This window comes from Pseudomonas sp. MDT1-85, assembly GCF_054898065.1.
Map to the genome: position 1 here is coordinate 829,999 of NZ_CM142715.1, position 22,831 is coordinate 852,829.

Here is a 22,831-nt window from a genome sequence, read left to right on the forward strand (position 1 = left end):
GCCCTGCAGCGTCAAGGCGCAGCACGGCGTAGCGAGTGTAGTTGCACGCTCGTACGACAACAATCCTGTAATTGCGCCATTCATCATGGTGTTTGCAGCGGTGTTGGCGTTCTTTGCCGGTTGTGTCTAGACTGACCGGGTTCTTGTCGGGGTGCCTTGCTATGAGGCTGAGATCGAATAATTTCGGATCCCGTTGAACCTGATCAGGTTGACGCCTGCGTAGGGAACAAGATTTCTCGTCACCCGGCGAGTCCTCTTGTGCTTCGTCCGGGATGTTGTTCGACAATCGAACACCCCTCGAGCACCGAGCACAGCACCAGCTGGTTTTTCCAGCGCCCGTGCGTCCATTCGTTTACAGGTTCGCTCCGACAAAAATCCACTGCCTGGATGTGTGTCTGGAGAGCCCGTGATGACTACAAAATCAAAAATCGAAACCAATCTGAGTGACTCGGCCAAGGTCGATCAGCAATCGGTTCAGCCGTTTACCCGCTCGCAAAAAATTTATGTCCAGGGCACTCGCCCCGACATCCTCGTGCCGATGCGCGAAATCAGCCTGGACGTGACCCCGACCGACTTCGGCGGTGAGATCAACGCGCCTGTCGTTGTGTACGACACTTCGGGCCCATACACCGACCCCAACGTCATCATCGACGTGCGCAAAGGCCTGGCCGATGTGCGTTCACCGTGGATCGAATCCCGTGGCGACACTGAGCGTCTGCCCGGCCTGAGCTCGAACTTTGGTCAGGAACGCCTGGCCGATGCGGAATTGACCAAGCTGCGTTTCGCCCACGTGAATAACCCGCGCCGCGCCAAGGCCGGGGCCAACGTCAGCCAGATGCATTACGCCCGTAAAGGCATCATCACCGCCGAGATGGAATACGTCGCCATCCGCGAAAACATGAAGCTCGAAGTGGCCCGGGCCGCTGGCTTGCTGGACCAGCAACACGCAGGCTACAGCTTCGGCGCCAGCGTGCCGAAAATCATCACGCCGGAATTTGTCCGTGAAGAGATCGCCCGCGGTCGCGCGATCATTCCGGCCAACATCAACCACACCGAACTGGAACCGATGATCATCGGCCGTAACTTCCTGGTGAAGATCAACGGCAACATCGGCAACAGCGCCTTGGGTTCGTCCATTGAAGAAGAAGTGGCGAAACTGACCTGGGGCATTCGCTGGGGTTCGGACACGGTCATGGACTTGTCCACCGGCAAACACATTCACGAAACCCGTGAATGGATCATCCGTAACTCGCCGGTGCCGATCGGTACCGTGCCAATCTACCAAGCCCTGGAAAAAGTCGGCGGCGCCGCTGAAGACCTGACCTGGGAGCTGTTCCGCGACACGCTGATCGAGCAGGCCGAGCAGGGCGTCGACTACTTCACCATCCACGCGGGCGTACTGCTGCGCTACGTGCCGCTGACCGCCAAACGCGTGACCGGCATCGTCTCCCGTGGTGGTTCGATCATGGCCAAGTGGTGCCTGGCGCATCACAAGGAAAACTTCCTCTACACCCATTTCGAAGACATCTGCGAAATCATGAAGGCCTACGACGTCAGCTTCTCGCTGGGCGATGGCCTGCGTCCGGGCTCGATTGCCGACGCCAACGACGCCGCACAATTCGGTGAGCTGGAAACCCTCGGCGAACTGACCAAGATCGCCTGGAAGCACGACGTGCAATGCATGATCGAAGGCCCGGGCCACGTGCCGATGCAGTTGATCAAAGAGAACATGGACAAGCAGCTAGAGTGCTGCGACGAGGCGCCGTTCTACACCCTCGGCCCGCTGACCACCGACATCGCCCCAGGCTACGACCACATCACCTCCGGCATCGGTGCGGCGATGATCGGCTGGTTCGGTTGCGCCATGCTCTGCTACGTGACGCCGAAGGAACACTTGGGCCTGCCGAACAAGGATGATGTGAAGACCGGGATCATCACCTACAAGATCGCCGCCCACGCTGCCGACCTTGCGAAGGGGCACCCGGGCGCGCAAATTCGCGACAATGCCTTGAGCAAGGCGCGTTTTGAATTCCGTTGGGAAGACCAGTTCAACTTGGGCCTCGATCCGGACACCGCGCGTTCGTACCACGACGAAACCCTGCCGAAGGATTCGGCCAAGGTCGCGCACTTTTGCTCGATGTGCGGGCCGAAATTCTGCTCGATGAAGATCACCCAGGAAGTCCGTGAATACGCGGCCAACCAGCGGATCGAAACGGTGGATGCGGAAGTTGCCCAGGGATTGGCGGAACAGGCCGAGCGGTTCAAGCAGGAAGGCAGTCAGTTGTACAAGAAGGTTTGATCTGATCCGCTGCGCCAGCCCTCGAGACTGGCGCAGCTCTTGTAGGAGCGAGCGGTGCGGCGATCCGACTTGCCCGCGAAGGCGGTTTGTCTGACACAGCGCCTTCGCCGGCAAGCCTGGCTCCTACAGGTAGTCCTCAGCTACGGCCGGGAAACAGTTCGGGCTTGAGAATACCGTTCAGACGCGGGTAGGGGATCTTCAGTTCGACGTGGCCCAATGCGTAAGGCGCGATGGTGCTCACTTCGTACTTGAGGATCACCCCGCCGTAGGTCAGCGCCACGTTCTGGGTTTTCACGAAAGGCCAGCTCTTTACGAACTCCGGTTCCTGATCGAGTTTGGTGCTGATCAGCCAGCTGTTGTGTGCCACTTGGGCCGCTTTCCAAAACGCCTCTTCCTGCCCCGGGATCAACATGTCCGAGAGGGTCAGCGCTTTATGCTGCTGACGTGAATAGTTGATGAAGCCGCGGCCCGGCGTGCCATGGGCACCGCCGGTATCCAGGTAACTGGACAACTCAACGATCACCAAGCCGTCATGCTGCTCACGTACCTTGGCTTGCAGGTAGCTGCTGTAGCGCGGGCCGGCACTGCTCAAAAACTGCTCGCGATATGCCGCCAGCGTCGGCGCTACCGGGGCTTCGGGTGAGGTGCGGGTCATTTGCAGCAGACGTTTCTCGATGAGGCCGTCAAGCGCAGGCTCGTCCGGGAAACGTAGCGTATCGATATTCACCAACGGGCATTCAGGGTTGGCGCAGCCTGGTTTCAACTGTTCCGATGCGTCGCGGGTAGTTTCCAGCGGCGCCCGATAGTTGGGCTGGAACAAACTCTGGCAGGCGCCCAGGGTCAGGGCGATTGCGGCCACGGAGGCGATTTTAAAAAGCGACATGGGCGTCCTTGATAAAACAGGGAAAGGCGAAAAGTTACCCGCTTCGACTCTCAACGAAGCAGTCAGTTCGCCACTAAGCTAATTAGAGTTGGTTTCGCCCTCACCGTCTATCCCGCTGACTGGAAAGGGGCTGCATCAAACATCGCGGGCGCGTTAGGATGGCGCGAAGTCGAGGTTGCAAGTAACAATGCAAGTAACATTGCAAGTAACAAAAAGGAACCTCGTATCGGATTTGCAGTAATGAGGATTGTCATGACTGATTTTGCCAACGCCATTCCGACCGCCGTCGATATTGTTCGGCGCGAAAAGTGCTACGAGGGTTTCTACAAGCTCGACCGCGTGCACTTGCGCCACGAATTGTTCGCCGGCGGCATGAGTCGCGAGATCAATCGTGAACTGTTCGTGCGCCATGATGCGGTGTGCGTGCTGCCTTACGATCCGCAGCGTGATGAAGTGGTCTTGATCGAGCAGTTTCGCGTCGGCGCCATGGGGAAGATCGACAATCCGTGGCTGATCGAACTGGTCGCCGGTCTGATCGACAAGGATGAGGTGCCGGAAGAAGTTGCTCACCGTGAAGCGCAGGAGGAAGCTGGGCTTGTATTCGGGGCGCTCTGGCCGATGACCAAATATTTTCCATCGCCGGGCGGCAGCAATGAATTCGTGCACTTGTACCTGGGGCGTTGCGAGACAACCGGGGTCGGCGGCCTGCATGGGCTGGAGGAAGAGGCAGAAGATATTCGCGTCACGGTCTGGGCGTTCGAAGATGCCCTGCAAGCCGTACGCGACGGACGTATCGCCAACGCGGCAAGCATCATCGCCTTGCAATGGCTGGCTTTGAACCGCGTTGAAGTGAGGGGGTTATGGTCGTAAACAAGCTGCGCGATCGCTACCGGATCGACCTCGTGGGGCTGCAAGCCTCCTGCGAGGCCAACTACGCGCGCCTGATGCGACTGCTACCGGACATGCGCAACGAGCCGCAGGCGCGGCGCATTGCCGTGACCCACGGCGACCAGATGCTTGGCGTGCTGGCCCTCGAAGTGCTGCAGGTCTGTCCGTACACCACAACCCTGCAAGTGCGCCAGGAACACAGCCTGCCGTGGCTGCCGGTGCCGCAACTGGAAGTTCAGGTGTATCACGACGCGTGCATGGCCGAAGTGGTCAGCGCCGAACATGCACGACGCTTCCGGGGCATCTATCCTTACCCGAACGCCGCGATGCATCAGCCGGATGAAAAGGCTCAGCTCAATCTGTTCCTGGGGGAATGGCTGAGTCACTGTCTGGCATGTGGGCACGAGTACGCAGTCGTTCGGTAGTTGTGAACTGCGTCCGGTTCACAGGTTTCCTCTTTTGATCCTCCCCCAGCATAATTGCGGCACTTATCCATCCCGTGATCACGCCCTGGGAGAACGCCTTGCCGAGCGTATCCACATTGACCACCGCCGATTCGGCGTTGCTGGTGCAACTCTCCGATAGCCATCTGTTTGCCGAGGCGGACGGGACGTTGCTGGGCATGAATACCCGTGACAGCCTGCAAAAGGTCATTGAGCTGGTAAAGCTTCAGCAGCCGCAGATCGACCTGATCATTGCCAGTGGCGATCTTTCCCAGGACGGGACGCTGGAGTCGTATCAGCTGTTTCGTGACCTGACCCGGCAGATCGATGCGCCGGCACGCTGGATTCCCGGTAATCATGACGAGCCGCAGAGCATGGCCGAGGCGGCGGTGCAAAGTGCGTTGCTGGAGCCGATGGTGGACGTCGGTAACTGGCGGGTTACGTTGCTCGATTCTGCGGTGCCGGGTTCGGTGCCGGGGTATTTGCAGGATGAGCAGTTGCAGTTGCTGGCCCGTTCATTGAGTGAGGCGCCGCAGCGGCATCATTTGGTGTGTTTCCATCATCATCCGGTGTCGATCGGGTGTGCGTGGATGGAGCCCATTGGGTTGCGCAATCCAGAAGCGTTGTTCGCGGTGCTGGATCGCTTTCCACAGGTGCGTGCGGTGTTGTGGGGGCATGTGCATCAGGAAATTGACCAGGTACGCAATGGTGTGCGCCTGATCGCATCGCCCTCGACCTGCATTCAGTTCGAGCCGGGCAGTGATGATTTCAAGGTAAGCGAGCAGGCGCCGGGGTATCGGTGGTTGCGGCTGTTGCCGGATGGTCGGCTGGAAACTGGCGTTGAGCGCATCACCGGTTTCGATTTTCAGGTCGATTACGGCTCTAACGGCTACTGAACACTCAGAAAAGACCGAGGTGCGGTCATCGCGAGCAGGCTCGCTCCCACATTGGAATGCATACCCCTGTGGGAGCGAGCCTGCTCGCGATGGCGTCCGCCAAGACAACCTGATTTCCACGCATATCCCCGATTTTCCCGACACCCTGTAAACTGCGCCTCTTTACCCGATGCGCAGGGGGCTCAAATGTCTGGTTCGATCCTTTATATCCACGGCTTCAACAGCGCGCCGGCGTCGAAAAAGGCCTGTCAGTTGATCAATGTGATGGAACGGCTGGGCTTGAGCGATCAGTTGCGTGTGCCGGCCTTGCATCACCATCCCCGCGAGGCCATCGCTCAGTTGGAGCAGGCGATTGTCGAGCTGGGGCGGCCATTGCTGGTCGGCAGCTCACTCGGCGGCTACTATGCGACTCACTTGGCCGAGCGCCATGGCTTGAAAGCCCTGCTGATCAACCCTGCCGTCAGCCCGCACCGGATGTTCGACGGGTTCCTGGGAACGCAGAAAAATCTGTATACCGATGAGACTTGGGAATTGACCCACGACCACGTGACGGCCCTGGCCGAGCTGGAAGTGCCGGCGCCCAAGGATCCGCAGCGGTTTCAAGTATGGTTGCAGACCGGCGATGAAACGCTGGATTATCGCCTCGCCCAGCAGTATTACCGGGCCTGTGCCTTACGTATCCAGGCGGGCGGCGATCATAGTTTCCAGGGGTTTGCCGAGCAATTGCCGGCAATGCTGAGTTTTGCCGGCATCGGCGCAGATTTGTATCAGGCGATTGATTTCACTGCACTGTGATTTGTCGCCTCTTTTTCACCGAACACTTTTTTTCAGAACACTTTTTTTCAGAACTCTCTTTTTCACAGAACACTTTTTACAGGCGGACGACGAGACCCCATGGCCACTCCCAGCGCTAGCTCTTATAACGCAGACGCCATCGAAGTCCTCTCGGGCCTCGACCCGGTGCGCAAACGCCCCGGCATGTACACCGACACCAGTCGGCCGAACCACCTCGCCCAGGAAGTCATCGACAACAGCGTCGACGAAGCCTTGGCCGGGCACGCGACCTCGGTGCAGGTCATCCTGCACGCCGATCACTCCCTGGAAGTCAGCGACGACGGCCGCGGCATGCCGGTGGATATCCACGCCGAAGAAGGCGTGTCGGGCGTCGAGCTGATCCTCACCAAGCTCCACGCGGGCGGCAAGTTTTCCAACAAGAACTACCAGTTCTCCGGCGGTCTGCACGGGGTGGGTATTTCCGTGGTCAACGCCTTGTCGACCGAAGTCCGGGTGCGCGTAAAGCGTGACGGCAACGAATACCAGATGACCTTCGCCGATGGCTACAAAAAGACCGAGCTGGAAGTGATTGGCACCGTCGGTAAGCGCAACACCGGCACCAGCGTATTCTTCGCGCCGGACCCGAAGTACTTCGATTCACCGAAATTCTCCATCAGCCGCCTCAAACACGTGCTCAAGGCCAAGGCCGTTCTGTGCCCGGGGCTGCTGGTCAGTTTTGAAGACAAGGCCACCGGCGAGAAAGTCGAATGGCATTACGAAGACGGTCTGCGCTCCTACCTGGTGGACGCGGTCAGCGAATTCGAACGCCTGCCGGACGAGCCGTTCTGCGGCAGCCTGGCCGGTAATAAAGAAGCGGTCGATTGGGCGTTGCTGTGGTTGCCCGAGGGCGGCGACAGCGTTCAGGAAAGCTACGTCAACCTGATCCCGACGGCCCAGGGCGGTACCCACGTCAACGGTCTGCGTCAGGGCTTGCTCGATGCGATGCGCGAGTTCTGCGAATTCCGCAGCCTGCTGCCTCGTGGCGTGAAACTGGCGCCGGAAGACGTCTGGGAACGCATCGCTTTCGTGCTGTCGATGAAGATGCAAGAGCCGCAATTCTCCGGCCAGACCAAAGAGCGCCTGTCGTCCCGTGAAGCGGCCGCGTTCGTATCCGGTGTGGTCAAGGATGCCTTCAGCCTGTGGCTCAATGCACATCCGGAAATGGGCATGCTGCTGGCGGAACTGGCGATCAACAATGCCGGCCGTCGTCTGAAGGCCAGCAAGAAGGTCGAGCGCAAGCGCATCACTGCGGGTCCGGCGTTGCCGGGCAAACTCGCCGATTGCGCCGGGCAGGACCCGATGCGTTCCGAGCTGTTCCTGGTGGAAGGTGATTCCGCCGGCGGTTCGGCCAAGCAGGCGCGGGACAAAGAATTTCAGGCGATCCTGCCATTGCGCGGCAAGATTCTGAACACCTGGGAAGTCGACGGCAGCGAAGTGCTGGCCAGTCAGGAAGTGCACAACATCGCCGTGGCTATCGGTGTCGATCCGGGCTCGGCGGACATCGCCCAGTTGCGTTACGGCAAGATCTGCATCCTCGCCGACGCCGACTCCGACGGTCTGCATATCGCCACATTGCTGTGTGCCTTGTTCGTCCAGCATTTCCGCCCGCTGGTGGATGCCGGTCACGTCTACGTCGCCATGCCGCCGCTGTACCGTATCGACCTGGGCAAAGAAATTTACTATGCCCTCGACGAGGCCGAGCGCGATGGCATTCTCGATCGTCTGGTAGCCGAGAAGAAACGCGGCAAACCACAGGTCACCCGATTCAAAGGTCTGGGTGAAATGAACCCGCCGCAGCTGCGCGAAACCACCATGGACCCGAACACGCGGCGTCTGGTGCAGTTGACGCTGGAAGATTTCGACGCGACCTCGGAAATGATGGACATGCTGCTGGCGAAAAAACGCGCCGGCGATCGCAAGTCCTGGCTGGAGTCCAAGGGCAACCTGGCCGAGGTTCTGGGCTGATGCGATTTGGCTGGGCCCTGGCGTGTGCGTTGCTGCTGACCTCGGTAACGGTTTCGGCGGAGCCCGCACCCGAGCTGCGCCTGTTGTCCGAGCATGCCGTCGATGGCATGCGCGGCGGTAATCTGTCGGGGCTAGCCCAGTGCGGCAAGGATTTGTGGACTGTTTCGGATCGGGACGATGATCAAATCTATCGACTCGACACCCGCCACACTACCTGGCAGGCCGAAACCGTGCGCATCGACGTACCCCTGACGCCTGACAGCGGTTTGCCCTGGGGCTTGCGTTCGCGGACCTGGGTGGCATCGTTCGTGCGAGGCGGAAGTCTGGATTTCGAAGGCATCACCTGCGACAGCGCCGGCAATCGTTACATCGTCAGCGAAGCGCATGCCGCGGTGCTGCAAGTTCCGCCAATCGGGCCTGCGTCCTGGCTGAAAATCTCGCCGATGCTGGTTCGCGAAGCGCGGGCCAGCGGTATGTTGCTGCACTTCAATGCGTTGTTTGAGGGGCTGACGATCAATCCGGCCGGTGACACGCTGTGGCTGGCCGCCGAACGTGAGCGCCGCGGTTTGCTGCTGATCAAGCGCCAGCAAACGGTCTGGGACTGCAAGGGTGGTTGTGTGCTGTTGAGTGAAGCAGGGGTGGACATGCAGCCAGCGCAATTTCCCAAGGCCCGCGCGCGCTCCCGGGATTTTGCCGATCTGTCATTGTTTGACGGCAAATTGTTTACCCTTGAGCGCAATGCCTTTCAGGTTTGCCGTCGTGATGCGGCGACGACCAAGGTCGAGCGCTGCTGGTCATTTGTCGCTGAGGCCCTGCAGGAAAACCGTCGTTATCCACAGCCCTTTGGCTTGGCGGAAGCGTTGATCGTGGACGCCGACGGTGCCTGGATCGGTATCGACAACAATAATGGTTCGCGCGTCGACGGCGAGAAACGCCCGATTGTCTGGCGCTTTGCCGCACCTGAAGGTGGCTGGAGTGCCCAGCCATGAGTCAGCAACCGCCGGGCAAACGCGCCGGTCGAGTGTTGATGGTGTTGGCCTGGTGCGCCGCGCTGTTTCTGGCAACGCGGTTTTTCGCTCAGTGGGAGGCGCGTCAGCAAAATCCCAACACCGTCGTCAGCTCCGAGCAGGGCGAAGGTTTTATCGAAGTGAAGCTGATCAGCAACAGTCAGGGGCATTTCATCGCCACTGGCCAGATCAACGGTCAGCCGGTGGATTTCATGCTCGATACCGGCGCGACCGACGTGGCGATCCCGGCCGAAGTGGCCGAGCGGCTGAAACTGGAAAAAGGCTTTGGGGTGACCCTGAGCACGGCCAATGGCTTGAGTGAGGGCTATCGAACCCGCCTCGACCGGCTGCAATTGGGCGACATCGTGCTGCGCGACGTTCGCGCGCTGGTGGCGCCCGGTTTGCACGGCAATCAGGTGCTGCTCGGCATGAGCGCACTGAACAAACTTGAATTTACCCAGCGCGGTGGCACCATGCTGCTGCGCCAGACAACGAACTGATGAGGCCCGCATGAGCGACTCCCTTGATCTCAGCCTGGACGGTGTAGAACGCCGGTCACTGGCTGACTTCACCGAAAATGCCTACCTCAACTACTCCATGTACGTAATCATGGACCGTGCCTTGCCGCATATCGGCGACGGCCTGAAGCCGGTACAGCGGCGCATCATCTATGCGATGAGCGAGTTGGGGCTGGACGCCGATTCCAAGCACAAGAAGTCGGCGCGTACCGTCGGTGACGTGCTCGGTAAGTTCCACCCTCACGGCGACTCGGCGTGCTACGAAGCCATGGTCCTGATGGCCCAGCCGTTCAGCTACCGCTACACGCTGGTCGACGGCCAGGGTAACTGGGGTGCGCCGGACGATCCGAAGTCCTTCGCCGCCATGCGGTACACCGAAGCCCGGCTGTCGCGTTATTCCGAAGTGTTGCTCAGCGAACTGGGCCAGGGCACCGCGAACTGGGGCCCGAACTTCGACGGCACGCTGGAAGAGCCTTTGGTGTTGCCGGCTCGTCTGCCGAACATTCTGCTCAACGGCACCACCGGTATTGCCGTGGGCATGGCCACCGACGTACCGCCGCATAACCTGCGCGAAGTCGCCACCGCTTGCGTGCGCTTGCTGGACGAGCCGAAAGCCACGATCGAGCAGCTCTGCGAACACATCCAGGGCCCGGATTACCCGACCGAAGCGGAAATCATCACGCCGCGCGCCGACTTGCTGAAAATCTACGAAACCGGCAAGGGCTCGGTGCGCATGCGCGCCGTGTACCACATCGAAGATGGCGACATCATCGTCACCGCGCTGCCGCATCAGGTTTCGGGCGCCAAAGTGCTGGAACAGATCGCGGCCATGATGCAGGCCAAACCGTCGAAAGCCCCGCAGATCGCTGACCTGCGAGACGAGTCCGACCACGAAAACCCATGCCGCATCGTGATCATTCCCGGTGCGCGGAAAAACTTCGATCACGATGCGCTGATGCAGCACCTGTTCGCCAGCACCGAGCTGGAGTCGAGCTACCGGGTCAACATCAACATCATCGGTCTGGACGGCAAGCCGCAGTTGAAAAACCTGCGGGCGCTGCTGGTCGAGTGGCTGGAGTTCCGGGTGCAGACCGTGCGTCGCCGCCTGCAATTCCGCCTCGACAAGGTCGAGCGTCGCCTCCACCTGTTGGACGGTTTGTTGATTGCCTACCTCAACCTGGATGAAGTGATTCACATCATCCGCACCGAGGAGCACCCGAAAGCCGCGTTGATCGAGCGTTTCGCCCTGAGCGAAATCCAGGCCGACTACATCCTCGACACCCGTTTGCGTCAGTTGGCGCGACTGGAAGAAATGAAGCTGCGTGCCGAGCAGGATGAACTGCTCAAGGAACAAGCCAAGCTGCAAGCCCTGCTAGGCAGCGAAGCCAAGCTGAAAAAACTGGTCCGCACCGAGCTGATCAAGGACGCCGAAACCTACGGTGACGACCGTCGCTCGCCAATCGTCGAGCGCGCCGAAGCCAAGGCCCTGACCGAGCACGATTTGCTGCCGAACGAGAAAGTGACGGTCGTGTTGTCGGAAAAAGGCTGGGTTCGCTCCGCCAAAGGCCACGAGATCGACGCCACCGGGCTTTCCTACAAGGCCGGGGATGGTTTCAAGGCCTTGGCGTCCGGTCGTTCCAACCAGTTTGCAGTGTTTATCGACTCCACTGGTCGCAGCTATTCGGTGGCTGCACACACGCTGCCATCGGCCCGTGGCCAGGGCGAACCGCTGACCGGCCGCCTGACGCCGCCGCCAGGGGCGAGTTTCGAATGCGTGCTGATGCCTGAAGACGATTCGCTATACGTGATCGCGTCCGACGCCGGTTACGGTTTCGTAGTCAAGGGTGAAGACCTGCAAGCCAAGAACAAGGCGGGCAAGGCCCTGTTGAGTTTGCCGAACAACGCCAAAGTGATTCTGCCGCGCCCGGTAGCCGATCGTGAGCACAACTGGCTGGCCTCGGTGACCACCGAAGGTCGGCTGCTGATTTTCAAAATCAGCGATCTGCCACAATTAGGTAAAGGTAAAGGGAATAAGATCATCGGGATTTCCGGTGAACGTGTTGCCAGTCGCGAAGAATATGTCACGGACATTGCCGTTTTGCCGGAGGGTGCCACGTTGGTGTTGCAGGCCGGAAAACGCACCTTGTCGCTGAAGGCGGACGACCTCGAACACTACAAAGGTGAGCGTGGGCGTCGCGGTAACAAACTTCCACGGGGCTTTCAGAGGGTTGATGCGCTGTTCGTCGAAAACCTCAATTAAGCGTCCTAGAGCGCTCGATCTACGATTTAACGCGTAGATCGACGCTTTGCCGCTGGAGTCGGAACGCATATTCACGGATGATATGGCCTTTCAAGCGCCGGCGTGGCCGAGCGTTCTTCATATTTTTTGAGTATTTTCACTGTGGTTAGCCTTGTGGCAGCCACCTGGATGGGACGATGACTGCTCTGCGCCTTCCTTTTATTTTGATGCTCGCTGGCGTTCTTGGCCTGGCGGGTTGCAGCGTTCACCAACCGGTGTCGCTGTATCAGCTGGACAGCGGAAGTCCGGCTCAGCCTGCGCAAAGCGCGGGCATGGCGGTATTGCTGGGCCCGGTAACGGTTGCCGATTACCTGCAACGCGAAACCTTGTTGCAGCGTCAGCCCGATGGCAGCCTGCAAGCTTCGGTTGATGGTCGTTGGGCGGGTAGCCTGTCGTCCGACATCGATCAGCTGTTGCTGCGTCAGGTGGCCGGCCATCTGGACAGCCAGCGCGTTGTCCTGGCACCGGCGACATTAGGCTTCACGCCGGATGTTCAGGTTCTGCTAACGATCACGCGTCTGGACTCGGGTGTGTCGCAACCGGCAATCCTTGATGCGCAATGGCGCTTGATTGATCGTCGTGGTCAGGTGCGCGATAACCGCATCATTCATCTGCAGGAGCAGCACGCCGGCGGAACTGCGGCTCAGGTTCAGGCTCAGGGTGTATTGCTGCAGCGTCTGGCTGAGCAGCTGTCGACGGCGCTCAAGCCACTGGCCAACCAGCCGCCGATTGCCGAAGCGCCGCCACGCAAGCCGGCTAACAAGCCTGTGGCACCGACAGCCGAGCCGGAGAAACAACAGAAGATTCCGATGGCTTCGCCGATTCGCACGGATATGGAAGTGTTCAGGTTCTGAGCCTGGATTGATCCAAAGCAAAACCCGCCTTTGCGGGTTTTGTTGTTTCTGCGGATTGAGATATCTAGCGCTGCTGTTGGCCTCTTCGCGGGCAAGCCTCGCTCCTACAGGAATGCGTCAGTCCTCGCACGGATCCGTAGGAGCGAGGCTTGCCCGCGAAGGGGCCGGGCCAGGCAACAAAAAGCCGGATCAAAAGATCGCAGCCTTCGGCAGCTCCTACAGGGACCGTGAAGACCGCGGCCTTGCAGGTGCATGCGAACTTTGTAGGAGCTGCCGAAGGCTGCGATCTTTTCAGACAGTCCTCAAAAAGCCCGCAGACGAACACTCATTTGCGGGCTTCTTTACAGCAGGGCTCAGCCTTACGCCCGGCGTTCGTGCATCCGCGCCAACTGCCGCTCCAGCATCGACGGATAAGGCTCCATCAAGCGCTCTACGCAGCATGCACCCTCCGGGCTTGCGATCGGCCGGATCCGCGCACGCTGGCGAATCAGCGCGTCGTCACTGATCTTGCGCTCCACCAGCAACAGGTTGCGGCTGTGTTGCGACAGGGCGAGTGCATCCTGAGCTGCTTCAGTCAGCAGCAGGTCGATCTGGCTCAAACCGAACAGTTCGTCACCCAGCGTCAGGCCCAGCTGCAATTGCAGGGTGATGCCGCTGTCGGCGACTTCGATCTGCAACTGATGACCCAGGGCGCGCAGCAACTCACCGCAGCAGATGGCGTTGGTCAGGTAGTCGTCGCCGCTGTCTTCGGTGTGGAACAGCATCAGCGTGCTGCCATCGTTCAGGGTGTGCAGTTCGCTCTGGTACAGCGACGCAGCCTGATCGAGGCAATCGCGATAGCGCTTCAGCAACTCTTCCAGGCGTGCGCGGGGCAGGCGGCGCAGCTGATCTTGCGCGCCCAGTTGCACGGCCAGTACCGCGCTGTGCTGCGGCAGGTTCGATACCTGCGGCTTTACGACTGGTTTTGGTGCGCTGTCTGTCGAGTCGTCACGCAGATCGGCAAACGGATCTTCGTCGTCCTCATCGTCTTCGACGGTGCTGACAATGCGCCGTGGCGCAGGCTTGAGCCCGGCTACAGACTTGGTTTCATCGAAGCTCGGATCACGCAGGTTGCGCACTTCGAAAGCCGGATCGGCTTGCTCGTCGTAATCATTGTCGTCGAACTCGGGTTCCGGCACGGGCTCGGGCTCGGCCGGCTCTGGCGCAAAATTGGCGTGCAGCTGGCGAGCGAGGTCGCCGACCTCATCCTGACGCTCGGTGGCCGGGGTGTATTCGTCGATATTGCGCAACCACACCCGCAATTGCATCAGCGGTGTGGAGAGATTGCGTCCCAGGCGCAGGCTCAAGGCCAGGGACAGCGCCAGCAGAATCGCACTCAGAATGCCCATGCTTTGCAGGCTGATGGTCATCGGCTGCTGGAACTGATCCATGTCCAGGCTGATGCGCAGTTGCCCGGCGGTCACGTCCTGGAAAGTGATCTTGCTCTGGTACATGCCTTCGGCTTCGCCCAGCAGGCTATGCTTGGGACGCTGACCGGCTTCGGCGAGGATGCGGTTATCCACGCTGTAGATGGCGGCGTGGGCCACCAGTTTGTTCTTGGTCAGGTTGTTGAGCAGCACGTTCAGGCTGAGGATGTCGTTGGACACCAACAGTTCCGTGGCCGAGGTCGCGGTCTGGGTGGTCAGGCTTTCGCCCAGGGCATCCGCCTGCTCGTGCATGGCCTGCTTGAACTGCAAACCCATCACGCAGGCATAGATCACCAGGGCCAGAGCGACCAGGATCACGTTATGGCTGGCAATGCGCAATGCGATCGGTACACGGCGATGACGCAGTGCCCGGAAGATCAGCAGAAAGAAGTTATCGGTTTTTACTGGCGTGGGCCGGTTCACTTGAGCTCGGCTCTTTGTCCGTGAAGTTGACGCGCAGTATAGCGACAGGCCTTAGGCCGTCAAAGCGCTCACGGTGCCCGATGGTCACTGAAAATGGGTAGAATGCGGTTTTTTTCCACCTGCGGGGGTGCGCCTTGCGCGAAATCGTCCTGATAAACATCACGGGAGTCGACCGTCCGGGTCTGACTGCGGCCATTACCGGCGTTCTGGCCCAGGGTGGTGTGAACATTCTCGACATCGGTCAGGCGGTGATCCACGACACCCTGTCGTTTGGCATCCTGGTTGAAATTCCCGATACCGAACAAGGCAGCTCGGTGCTCAAGGACATCCTGTTCACGGCCTACAAGCTGGAGCAACAGGTGCGTTTCACACCGGTATCCGAAGAAGATTACCAGTTGTGGGTCGGCAATCAGGGCAAGAAACGCCACATTGTCACCCTGCTGACCCGTAAAGTGACCGCCGAGCAATTACAGCGCGTGAGTTCGATCACCGCCAAATATGGGCTGAACATCGACCATATCGATCGCCTGTCCGGGCGCATGCCGCTGGACACCCCGGCCGACAAGGGCAAGGGCTGCATCGAGTTTTCCGTGCGCGGCGAGGCGGCGGATCCGCAAGCGCTGCGGGCCGAATTCCTCAGCGTCGCGCAAGAGCTGAACGTCGACATCGCCTTCCAGGAAGATTCGCTGTTCCGCCGTAACCGCCGTCTGGCGGTGTTCGACATGGACTCGACATTGATCGAGGCCGAAGTCATCGACGAACTGGCCAAGGCTGCCGGTGTAGGCGACCAGGTGTCCGCGATCACTGAACGGGCAATGTCCGGCGAGCTGGATTTTCGCGCCAGCTTCAAGGAGCGCCTGGCCTTGCTGCAAGGGCTGGATGTGAGCGTGCTGGACTCCATCGGCGCCTCGCTGCGCCTGACCGAAGGCGCCGAAACCCTGTTCGCCGAACTCAAGCGTCTGGGCTACAAGACGGCGATTCTGTCGGGCGGCTTCACCTACTTCGCCAAGCAATTGCAGGCCAAGCTGGGCATCGACTACGTGTTCGCCAATGAACTGGCTGTGGTCGATGGCAAGGTTACTGGCGTGGCGGTCGAGCCGATTGTCGATGCGCAACGCAAGGCGGATCTGCTGCGTGAGCTGGCGCATAAGGAAGGTTTGCGTCTGGAGCAGACGATTGCCGTCGGTGACGGTGCCAACGACCTGCCGATGCTGGCGATTGCCGGTCTGGGTGTGGCGTTCCGTGCCAAGCCGCTGGTCAAGCAATCGGCGAAGCAGGCGATTTCCACCCTTGGGCTGGATGGCGTGCTGTATCTGCTGGGCTTCCGGGATCGCGACGGGCAGCTCTGAGTTTCAGGTTGTCTGGGCGGGCCTCTTCGCGGGCAAGCCTCGCTCCTACAGGATTTGCGCGGACCCGTAGGAGCGAGGCTTGCCCGCGAAGGCATCACCGCCAATCAAATGCCTGACGCTCAAAGCGACTTCCACAACGAATCAAACTCTTCCACTGCCCCGACCACGCCGCTCCCCGCGGCGTTTTCGTTTCTGGCTGCCTCAAGCGAACGGTAGGCAAACTGATTGAAACTGTTGGTGCTCGCCACCCGACGCTCCAGCCCGGCCCGGCGCTCCTCGCCGTTGGTATTGATCAACACTTTATTGCCTTCCTGGAACGGCAGGCGTGGCGTGAGCAGGGTGGCCGGCAGGTCGATGGCGCTGATGGCGGGCAGCATCAGCCCGCGCAAGTACTGACTGTGCTCGTCGCCGGGGCGCATCAGTTGCAGGCCGCAGGGTTCGGCGCAAGGCGCGACTTGCTCGATGCCCATCTGCGTGCCGCCGCCCCGCACCTGGCGGATCCAGCGCACCACGGCAATGCTCCAGCCTTGACCGGCAGCATCCTCGATTCCGACCATTTCGCCAGCCTGCAGCTCGGCGGGCACCGCGCCCGGCCAGGCCAGGCAATAGCCACCAGGGCTGTGATTGATCACCGGCAGCGCATAGGTCGGGAAATGCTGTTGGCGGTCGGCCGCCTCGTGGCTGTCATCGTTCTGAAGGGGCGGGTATTCGATCTCTTCGTAGGGCAGCAGCGTGTCTGCCGTGCCATGGGGGGCGGCGTCGAAGGCGTGGCGCCATTGGTCTTTGGCGCGACTTGTCGGGTCGGTAGCCGAGAACTGCGCGGGGCGGGCGCCGGGTTTCTTCAGGATGTCGTTGAACGAGCGTTGCCCGCCGAGATAAAAGTGCAATGCGCTCATGCCCACGCACAGGGTCAACGTGCCGTGGCCGAGGGTGCGCTGGAAACTGCGCTCGGCGGCCTGACCCCAGGCGGCATGCAGGTGTTGCAGCGTATCCAGATTCAGCCCCGCCGGAACGGGCAACGGCGATACCTTGTCGGCCGACAGTTGCAGATGGATTTCGATGGCCGCGACCAGAGGTTGCGGGTCGATCCCCAGCAAGCGCTCCTGTTCTTCGGCGCGAAATTTTGAGCGGTAACGCGGCCCGGTGTCGAGATCCGGGGCGATGGCAAACAGCCCGTTGTCCGGTTTGGCCGGTTGCAGCTTGATCCACTGGCTCCAGGGTTCGAGCACTTCGGCGAGCCGGGCGATCTGGTTCTGGCGCAGTTGATTGCAGCGTGAAGCACCCAGCAGAAGGGCGACGACGTAGGTTTGCTCGGTGCTCAGCTTTTGCGTCTGGCTGGCCAGTTCATCGCGCACGCTTAGGTGTTGCAGCTGATGCTGACAGCCAATCCGATACAACTGATGCAGTTCCAGCCACAGACCTTCGGGCGCCGGGCAATAGAGTTGAGTGGTACGGATCAACGCGCCGTTCAGACAATGGATTGCCCGTTGCAAAGCCTGGGTCAGCAGCGGTGCACGGTCCTTGCTGAAGCGCGGTGCGATACGGATGACGATTTGCTTATAGCCGATCGCCAAGTGGCTCTGCAGCGCTTGGCAAAGGTTGGCGATCTTGCGCGAACGCTCATCGAGCACAATCGCCTGATGCAGGAAATGCCGCTCCAGGTGCTTGCAGACGTAATACACCTCGGGCCGCAGCAGCTCGAGCAATTGCAGGCGATTGTCGCCGGGTATGAGCAGTTGGTTGAGTTCGCTCAAGCCTTGATACAACTGGCGAGCGGTTTCGCCGATGTTGGCTTTGGGCAGGTTGGCGATCCAGCGCTTGAGGTCGCGAGGCGTGGCTTCGCAGAAAGACAGACGCGACTGCGTCGGAATCGGTGCGCGTAGCAGCAGGACAGGATTGGTCTCATTCATGCCAAGGACAAACTCCGACCGGGAAATGGGCAGTGAATGACTTTGACTGTAGCAGCTATGAACACGGGCGGGAGTGTCGCGATGTTTACGTCACGCATTCCCCTGTAGGAGCTGCCGCAGGCTGCGATCTTTTGATTTTGCTTTTTGACAGATTTGGCGTCGCCGAAGATCAAGATCAAAAGATCGCAGCCTTCGGCAGCTCCTACAGGGGAATGCGCCGACCGGAAGAAATTCCGGGTGGCGCATCCGGGATCAGGCGCTTGGCAAGCCGATACCCTGGCCCATCTGCACTGGCGAAAGGGCGTCCAGCCCTTCAGCCCATTTCACTTGATCCGGCCCGAACAGCACGACCGCCGTGGAGCCGAGCTTGAAACGACCCAGTTCCGCGCCTTTTTCCAGATGGATCGGCGCACGGGCGGATTCGTCGTAACGGAAGGTTTTCAGCTCGCGTTTTGGCGGCGTGATCAGCCCGGCCCAGACCGTTTCGATCGACGCCACAATCATCGCGCCCACCAGCACTACGGCCATCGGGCCACGTTCGGTGTCGAAAATGCACGCCACACGTTCGTTGCGAGCGAACAGTTCCGGTACGTTTTCAGCGGTGGTCTGGTTGACCGAGAAGATGCGGCCGGGGATGTAGACCATCTCGCGCAGAGTGCCGGCCAGCGGCATGTGTACGCGGTGGTAATCCTTGGGCGACAGGTAAATGGTGGCGAAATCGCCGCCCATGAATGGCGCTGCGTTGGCCGCATCACCACCGAGCAGTTCCAGCACGCTGAAGCTGTGGCCCTTGGCCTGGAAAACACGACCGTGTTCGATCGGGCCGAGTTGGCTGACGGCACCGTCGGCCGGGCTGAGGATCGCGCCTAGGGTTTGGTCCAGCGGGCGAGCGCCGTCTTTCAAGGCGCGGGTGAAGAACGCATTGAAGTGCTCATACGCCGTCAGGTCTTCGACCAGCGCTTGGGACATGTCCACTTGATAACGCTTGGCGAACCAGGCGGTTAAGGCGTTCTTGAACCAGCGCACGCGGCATTCGGCAATGCAGCCGGCCAGTCGCGAGAGCAAGTGATGGGGCAGCAGGTATTGGCTGAGGATAAACAAACGCTTATTCATTAACTGTCCTTAAAAACCTTAAATTTCTACGGGCGTGTCGGGATGGTTGCCCCATTCGCCCCAAGAGCCGGCGTAGCCTTTGACTCGCGGATAACCGAGCGACTTGGCGACTAGATACGTGAAGCCAGAGCGGTGGTGTGTCTGGCAGTGGGTAATGACTTCTTTGTCTTTGCTGATACCGAGTTGTTCCAGGATTTTCGGCATGTCGGTGCGGATGCGCAGGTTGCGCGCCTGATCCATGCCGGCTGTCCACTCGAAATTGACCGCGCCTGGAATGTGCCCGCCCTTGGCCGCCAGCACTTTCTCGCCGGAGTATTCCAGCGGCCCACGAGCGTCCCAGATTGCCAGGTCGGCGGCACCGAGACGGCTTTGCAGGTATTCGCGGGTGGCGATAGGTTCGTCGTGCAGTGTCAGGGCAACCGGGCCGCCGACCGCTGGGGGGATCTGGATCGACATGGGCAAGCCTTCTGCCAGCCAGGCCTTCAGGCCACCGTCGATATAGTGATACTTGCTGTGGCCGATGACATCCAGCAGCCAGATAAAGCGCCCGGCCCAACCGCCGCCTTCATCGTCATAGACGACGTAGACCGCATCGGGGTTGTGGCCCAGTTCGCCGAACAATGCTTCAAGCGCGGCGTGGGTCGGCAGCAGGCCTGGCGCAGGCGCCTGACCCAGTTGAGTGCGTTTTGGATCGACGAAGCGTGCCCCGGGGATATGCCCTGCGGCATAGCGGGCGCTGCTGGTCAGGTCCACCAGAATCAGTTCGCGGGAGTCGAGACGCGGGAGCAGGTCGCTCGGCTCGATCACCAGCGCCAAGCCAGAGAAGTCAGACATGTGAGGTCTCCAGAGCACAAAGGGGGGGATTGTAGCGCAGCGTCATGAGGGCCTGTTATCAGTTATTTCGGCGCAGGAAATAACTGAAAACAGTTAAGCCGTAATGCGATCTGTAGCAGATGCCGCGTTCGGCTGTAGCAGCTGTCGAGCCCCAGCGAGGCTGCGTTCGGCTGCGAAGCAGGTGTGAATCTGGCTGATGCGATCTGCCTGATGCACCGTAAGCTCTGCTTTGACGACTGCTGCGCAGCCGAACGCAGCCTCGCTAGGGCTCGACAGCTGCTACACCGGCATCAGCCCCTAGCGCTGGCTAAAGCTGTGCAGGGCTTTTTCGATGCATTGTGCGGTTTTGCCAAAAGCCTGCACGGTGATTTCCGAGAACGGCCCGCCGCCCTGATCCGCCACCACGATCATGATCACCCGACCGTTGTTGACCAGGGAGCGCAGCAGCAGGTGTTCGCCGCTGAACTGTTTACGCAGGCTGGCCGGCAATAGGGCGGAGAATTGTGCGTTGTTAGCTGGCGTCAGGCGCACCTGAGCCTGTTGCGCGAGCAGGCGCTGCAGCACGGTACTCTGGCTGACCACCAGGTTCAGGCCGGCCACTTCTTTGGGCAGCCCGGCAGTCTGGTGCACGCGCAGATTGGCGTGAGTGCGGTCGGCCATCAGGATCATCACTCGCCGCATGCCACACGCCACCAGAGCGTCTCGGGCCGATGTGGTCAAGTGCATGGCATTGGTAAATCGGCTCGGCTCCACCAGCAATTCGGCGCATTGTTTACGCCACTTCGCCAGGTCTTCGGCGGTGGGTGCTGGGGCTGGCAGGAGGCCGGCGTGAACGCGGTTCATGCCCTGCGGCCAGATCAGCGCTTCGGCCGGGTGCCAGAGGTCAGGCATGGCATGTTGTCGGGCGCTGTTGGCGGCCTGTTGGTGCAACTGTTGCTGCACCTCATCCATCGGCATTTGCAGGTAAAGGCTGGTCAGGTACTGCCAGCGTTCACAGTGAGGACTGTCCCACGCCTGTTGTGCCGACAATGCCAGACCATTGGCCAGCAGCACGGTATTGGCGGGCTGATTGAGCCAGCGCCGCAGTGCCGGGTCGTCATCGAGGCGGTTCTGTTGGCGCAGCGGGTGTTCGCTGTCACGCGCGATGCGCAGGACTTTCACCAGCTCGCGTTGTTCGCTGCGCAGCAGCCGATAACCCTGCTGGACCCAGATCGGTAAACGCCAGACATCCACCAGCGCCAGACAGATTTCCAGGAGGCGCACGCCGAACAATTGCTTTTCGACTTTGCGCGCCGACTCACCTTTATGGATGACCCGCAGCTCCCACTCTTCAAGCAACTGCGGATGGGTCAATGCCATGGGCCACAGTGGCGAAAGAAACAGCAGGCTGCCCCAGTGGATGTCCTGCCACAACCGCGCCAGGCGACTGGCAAAAAAACCGTTGGCCTGTTGAGTGGCGTGCTGGCTGATCAGCTGAAGCTGGCGCAGGGCGACGGGGATCTCCGATTGGGGTTCGGCGGGCAAGCGCTCGAGCAATTCTTCGGTGCGTTTCAAACCGAGGCGATTAATTGCCACTTCAAGATTTTCAGCGGGTTCGCTCATGCTGCCATGGGTGTGGCGGTTGGCTTCGCGAATCACGCTCAAGGCCAGGGCCGGGCTGTCCTGCATCATTTCGGCGATGTCGCGCAGCGAGCTGCGGCTATCGCGGATGGCTTGGCAGACACGGTCGTGACTGGCTTGCGGAACCGGCAGGCGCACGCTATCGAGCAGTTTGACCCAGCCTTTGAGCGTGGTCGGTTTTGGCGTTGGGACGTTCGTTTCGTTAGCCATGACTGGACGCGATCATCGTCTGCTTTACCTATCCCTGCGTGGGCCAAATTGGCTTTTCGCCTTAACTGGCTATAGTCTGGCGCAGTTTTGCCGATAAGGAGAAGAAGAGATTTTTTAACTTCCGAATATGACCTTGAACCCGACTCAGTAAGTGCTCTCCTACCTATGGCTAAAATTATCGGCATCATCGTCGTATTCGCGAGCGTGCTCGGCGGATACGTGCTTTCCCACGGCAAGATTGCTGCCCTCATCCAGCCTTTCGAGGTGATGATTATCGGCGGCGCGGCCCTTGGTGCATTCCTGCAGGCCAACCCCGGTCATATGACGATGCACGTGCTCAAGAAGTCCTTGAGCATGTTCAGTTCGCGCTTCAACCACACCTTCTACCTGGAAGTGCTGGGGCTGATTTACGAGATTCTCAACAAGAGCCGCCGCGAAGGCATGATGGCAATCGAAGGCGACATCGAAGATGCAGCCGCGAGCCCGATCTTCGCCAAGTACCCGGCAGTCCTGAAAGATGACCGCATGACCGCATACATCTGCGATTACCTGCGCATCATGTCCTCTGGCAACATGGCACCCCATGAGCTTGAAGGCTTGTTCGACATGGAACTGACCAGCCTCAAGGAAGACCTGGACCACCCCTCCCACGCAGTCAACGGCATCGCCGACGCCATGCCGGGTTTCGGTATCGTTGCGGCGGTATTGGGTATCGTGGTGACCATGGCCTCCCTGGGTGAAAGCGACCAGAAAATGATTGGCTTGCACGTAGGTGCGGCTCTGGTCGGTACCTTCTTCGGTATTCTCGCCGCCTACGGTTTCTTTGGTCCGCTGGCCCACGCCCTGGGCCACGATGCCAAGGAAGAACTGAACGTCTACGAAGCCATCAAGGCCTCGCTGGTGGCTTCGGCTTCCGGCATGCCGCCATCGCTGGCAGTGGAGTTCGGCCGCAAGGTTCTGTACCCGGCGCACCGTCCTAGCTTCGCTGAGCTGGAACAAGCGGTTCGCGGTCGCTAAGTC

The 22,831-nt window shown here is 60.2% G+C and carries 18 protein-coding genes and 1 riboswitch; of the genes, 12 read left to right on the top strand and 6 right to left on the bottom strand.

Annotated features, from left to right (window positions below):
• Positions 1-137: 137 nt before the first annotated feature.
• Positions 138-243: riboswitch (TPP riboswitch) on the top strand.
• 166 nt (positions 244-409) lie between these two features.
• Positions 410-2,299 (top strand): phosphomethylpyrimidine synthase ThiC, encoded by a 1,890-nt coding sequence (gene thiC / locus ACYZT2_RS03770; RefSeq protein ID WP_123721515.1) that lies wholly within the window; start codon positions 410-412, stop codon positions 2,297-2,299.
• 136 nt (positions 2,300-2,435) lie between these two features.
• Here thiC and ACYZT2_RS03775 read toward each other — a convergent pair whose 3' ends face one another.
• Positions 2,436-3,182, bottom strand: a complete 747-nt coding sequence (locus tag ACYZT2_RS03775; RefSeq protein WP_461970252.1) for an RsiV family protein — start codon at positions 3,180-3,182, stop codon at positions 2,436-2,438.
• A gap of 252 nt (positions 3,183-3,434) precedes the next feature.
• Here ACYZT2_RS03775 and ACYZT2_RS03780 point away from each other — a divergent pair, with 252 nt between their 5' ends.
• From ACYZT2_RS03780 to ACYZT2_RS03820, 9 genes are all read left to right on the top strand, one after another.
• Entirely contained in the window at positions 3,435-4,052 is a 618-nt protein-coding gene (locus tag ACYZT2_RS03780; protein WP_253546810.1) for an NUDIX domain-containing protein, read from the top strand.
• Positions 4,043-4,495, top strand: coding sequence for a DUF1249 domain-containing protein (locus tag ACYZT2_RS03785; protein ID WP_008004854.1), 453 nt, complete (start codon positions 4,043-4,045; stop codon positions 4,493-4,495). Before ACYZT2_RS03780 ends, ACYZT2_RS03785 begins: the two co-directional genes overlap by 10 nt.
• Positions 4,496-4,593: 98 nt before the next feature.
• Entirely contained in the window at positions 4,594-5,409 is an 816-nt protein-coding gene (gene cpdA, locus ACYZT2_RS03790; RefSeq protein WP_461970255.1) for a 3',5'-cyclic-AMP phosphodiesterase, read from the top strand.
• A 186-nt stretch (positions 5,410-5,595) separates the two neighbouring features.
• Positions 5,596-6,204, top strand: coding sequence for a YqiA/YcfP family alpha/beta fold hydrolase (locus ACYZT2_RS03795; RefSeq protein WP_461970257.1), 609 nt, complete (start codon positions 5,596-5,598; stop codon positions 6,202-6,204).
• Between the two features lie 99 nt (positions 6,205-6,303).
• Entirely contained in the window at positions 6,304-8,208 is a 1,905-nt protein-coding gene (gene parE, locus ACYZT2_RS03800) for a DNA topoisomerase IV subunit B (protein ID WP_461970259.1), read from the top strand.
• Complete coding sequence (locus ACYZT2_RS03805) at positions 8,208-9,197, top strand: esterase-like activity of phytase family protein (RefSeq protein WP_461970261.1); 990 nt, start codon at positions 8,208-8,210, stop codon at positions 9,195-9,197. Before parE ends, ACYZT2_RS03805 begins: the two co-directional genes overlap by 1 nt.
• Entirely contained in the window at positions 9,194-9,715 is a 522-nt protein-coding gene (locus tag ACYZT2_RS03810; protein WP_461970263.1) for a retropepsin-like aspartic protease family protein, read from the top strand. Before ACYZT2_RS03805 ends, ACYZT2_RS03810 begins: the two co-directional genes overlap by 4 nt.
• A gap of 10 nt (positions 9,716-9,725) precedes the next feature.
• The gene (parC, locus tag ACYZT2_RS03815) at positions 9,726-11,993 is read left to right on the top strand and encodes a DNA topoisomerase IV subunit A (protein ID WP_461970265.1); all 2,268 of its coding nucleotides are present in this window, start codon (positions 9,726-9,728) and stop codon (positions 11,991-11,993) included.
• 176 nt (positions 11,994-12,169) lie between these two features.
• Entirely contained in the window at positions 12,170-12,886 is a 717-nt protein-coding gene (locus tag ACYZT2_RS03820) for a PqiC family protein (RefSeq protein ID WP_461970267.1), read from the top strand.
• A 359-nt stretch (positions 12,887-13,245) separates the two neighbouring features.
• On the opposite strand, the gene ACYZT2_RS03825 is transcribed toward ACYZT2_RS03820, so the two are convergent.
• Positions 13,246-14,775 (bottom strand): AhpA/YtjB family protein, encoded by a 1,530-nt coding sequence (locus ACYZT2_RS03825; protein ID WP_461970269.1) that lies wholly within the window; start codon positions 14,773-14,775, stop codon positions 13,246-13,248.
• 134 nt (positions 14,776-14,909) lie between these two features.
• Here ACYZT2_RS03825 and serB point away from each other — a divergent pair, with 134 nt between their 5' ends.
• The gene (serB, locus tag ACYZT2_RS03830; RefSeq protein WP_461970271.1) at positions 14,910-16,124 is read left to right on the top strand and encodes a phosphoserine phosphatase SerB; all 1,215 of its coding nucleotides are present in this window, start codon (positions 14,910-14,912) and stop codon (positions 16,122-16,124) included.
• Positions 16,125-16,243: 119 nt separating this feature from the next.
• On the opposite strand, the gene ACYZT2_RS03835 is transcribed toward serB, so the two are convergent.
• The 4 genes from ACYZT2_RS03835 to ACYZT2_RS03850 form a co-directional block, all read right to left on the bottom strand.
• Positions 16,244-18,034: a molecular chaperone gene (locus ACYZT2_RS03835; protein ID WP_461970273.1), complete on the bottom strand. Its 1,791-nt coding sequence runs from the start codon at positions 18,032-18,034 to the stop codon at positions 16,244-16,246.
• A gap of 252 nt (positions 18,035-18,286) precedes the next feature.
• A complete protein-coding gene (asd, locus tag ACYZT2_RS03840) occupies positions 18,287-19,147 on the bottom strand; it encodes an archaetidylserine decarboxylase (RefSeq protein WP_461970275.1) in 861 nt (286 codons plus the stop codon).
• 18 nt (positions 19,148-19,165) lie between these two features.
• On the bottom strand, positions 19,166-19,981 hold the full coding sequence (locus tag ACYZT2_RS03845) for a rhodanese-like domain-containing protein (protein WP_461970277.1): 816 nt from the start codon (positions 19,979-19,981) through the stop codon (positions 19,166-19,168).
• Positions 19,982-20,278: 297 nt separating this feature from the next.
• The gene (locus ACYZT2_RS03850; protein ID WP_461970279.1) at positions 20,279-21,811 is read right to left on the bottom strand and encodes an HDOD domain-containing protein; all 1,533 of its coding nucleotides are present in this window, start codon (positions 21,809-21,811) and stop codon (positions 20,279-20,281) included.
• A 165-nt stretch (positions 21,812-21,976) separates the two neighbouring features.
• Here ACYZT2_RS03850 and motA point away from each other — a divergent pair, with 165 nt between their 5' ends.
• Positions 21,977-22,828 (top strand): flagellar motor stator protein MotA, encoded by an 852-nt coding sequence (gene motA / locus ACYZT2_RS03855; protein WP_038978700.1) that lies wholly within the window; start codon positions 21,977-21,979, stop codon positions 22,826-22,828.
• Positions 22,829-22,831 lie beyond the last annotated feature (3 nt).

Coding starts and splice junctions, on each gene's coding strand:
- parE (WP_461970259.1), top strand. CDS start 6,304: ATGGCCACTCCCAGCGCTAGCTCTTATAACGCAGACGCCATCGAAGTC.
- ACYZT2_RS03820 (WP_461970267.1), top strand. CDS start 12,170: ATGACTGCTCTGCGCCTTCCTTTTATTTTGATGCTCGCTGGCGTTCTT.
- ACYZT2_RS03805 (WP_461970261.1), top strand. CDS start 8,208: ATGCGATTTGGCTGGGCCCTGGCGTGTGCGTTGCTGCTGACCTCGGTA.
- asd (WP_461970275.1), bottom strand. CDS start 19,147: ATGAATAAGCGTTTGTTTATCCTCAGCCAATACCTGCTGCCCCATCAC.
- ACYZT2_RS03785 (WP_008004854.1), top strand. CDS start 4,043: ATGGTCGTAAACAAGCTGCGCGATCGCTACCGGATCGACCTCGTGGGG.
- ACYZT2_RS03835 (WP_461970273.1), bottom strand. CDS start 18,034: ATGAATGAGACCAATCCTGTCCTGCTGCTACGCGCACCGATTCCGACG.
- ACYZT2_RS03795 (WP_461970257.1), top strand. CDS start 5,596: ATGTCTGGTTCGATCCTTTATATCCACGGCTTCAACAGCGCGCCGGCG.
- ACYZT2_RS03775 (WP_461970252.1), bottom strand. CDS start 3,182: ATGTCGCTTTTTAAAATCGCCTCCGTGGCCGCAATCGCCCTGACCCTG.
- ACYZT2_RS03810 (WP_461970263.1), top strand. CDS start 9,194: ATGAGTCAGCAACCGCCGGGCAAACGCGCCGGTCGAGTGTTGATGGTG.
- ACYZT2_RS03850 (WP_461970279.1), bottom strand. CDS start 21,811: ATGGCTAACGAAACGAACGTCCCAACGCCAAAACCGACCACGCTCAAA.
- motA (WP_038978700.1), top strand. CDS start 21,977: ATGGCTAAAATTATCGGCATCATCGTCGTATTCGCGAGCGTGCTCGGC.
- ACYZT2_RS03780 (WP_253546810.1), top strand. CDS start 3,435: ATGACTGATTTTGCCAACGCCATTCCGACCGCCGTCGATATTGTTCGG.
- thiC (WP_123721515.1), top strand. CDS start 410: ATGACTACAAAATCAAAAATCGAAACCAATCTGAGTGACTCGGCCAAG.
- ACYZT2_RS03845 (WP_461970277.1), bottom strand. CDS start 19,981: ATGTCTGACTTCTCTGGCTTGGCGCTGGTGATCGAGCCGAGCGACCTG.
- parC (WP_461970265.1), top strand. CDS start 9,726: ATGAGCGACTCCCTTGATCTCAGCCTGGACGGTGTAGAACGCCGGTCA.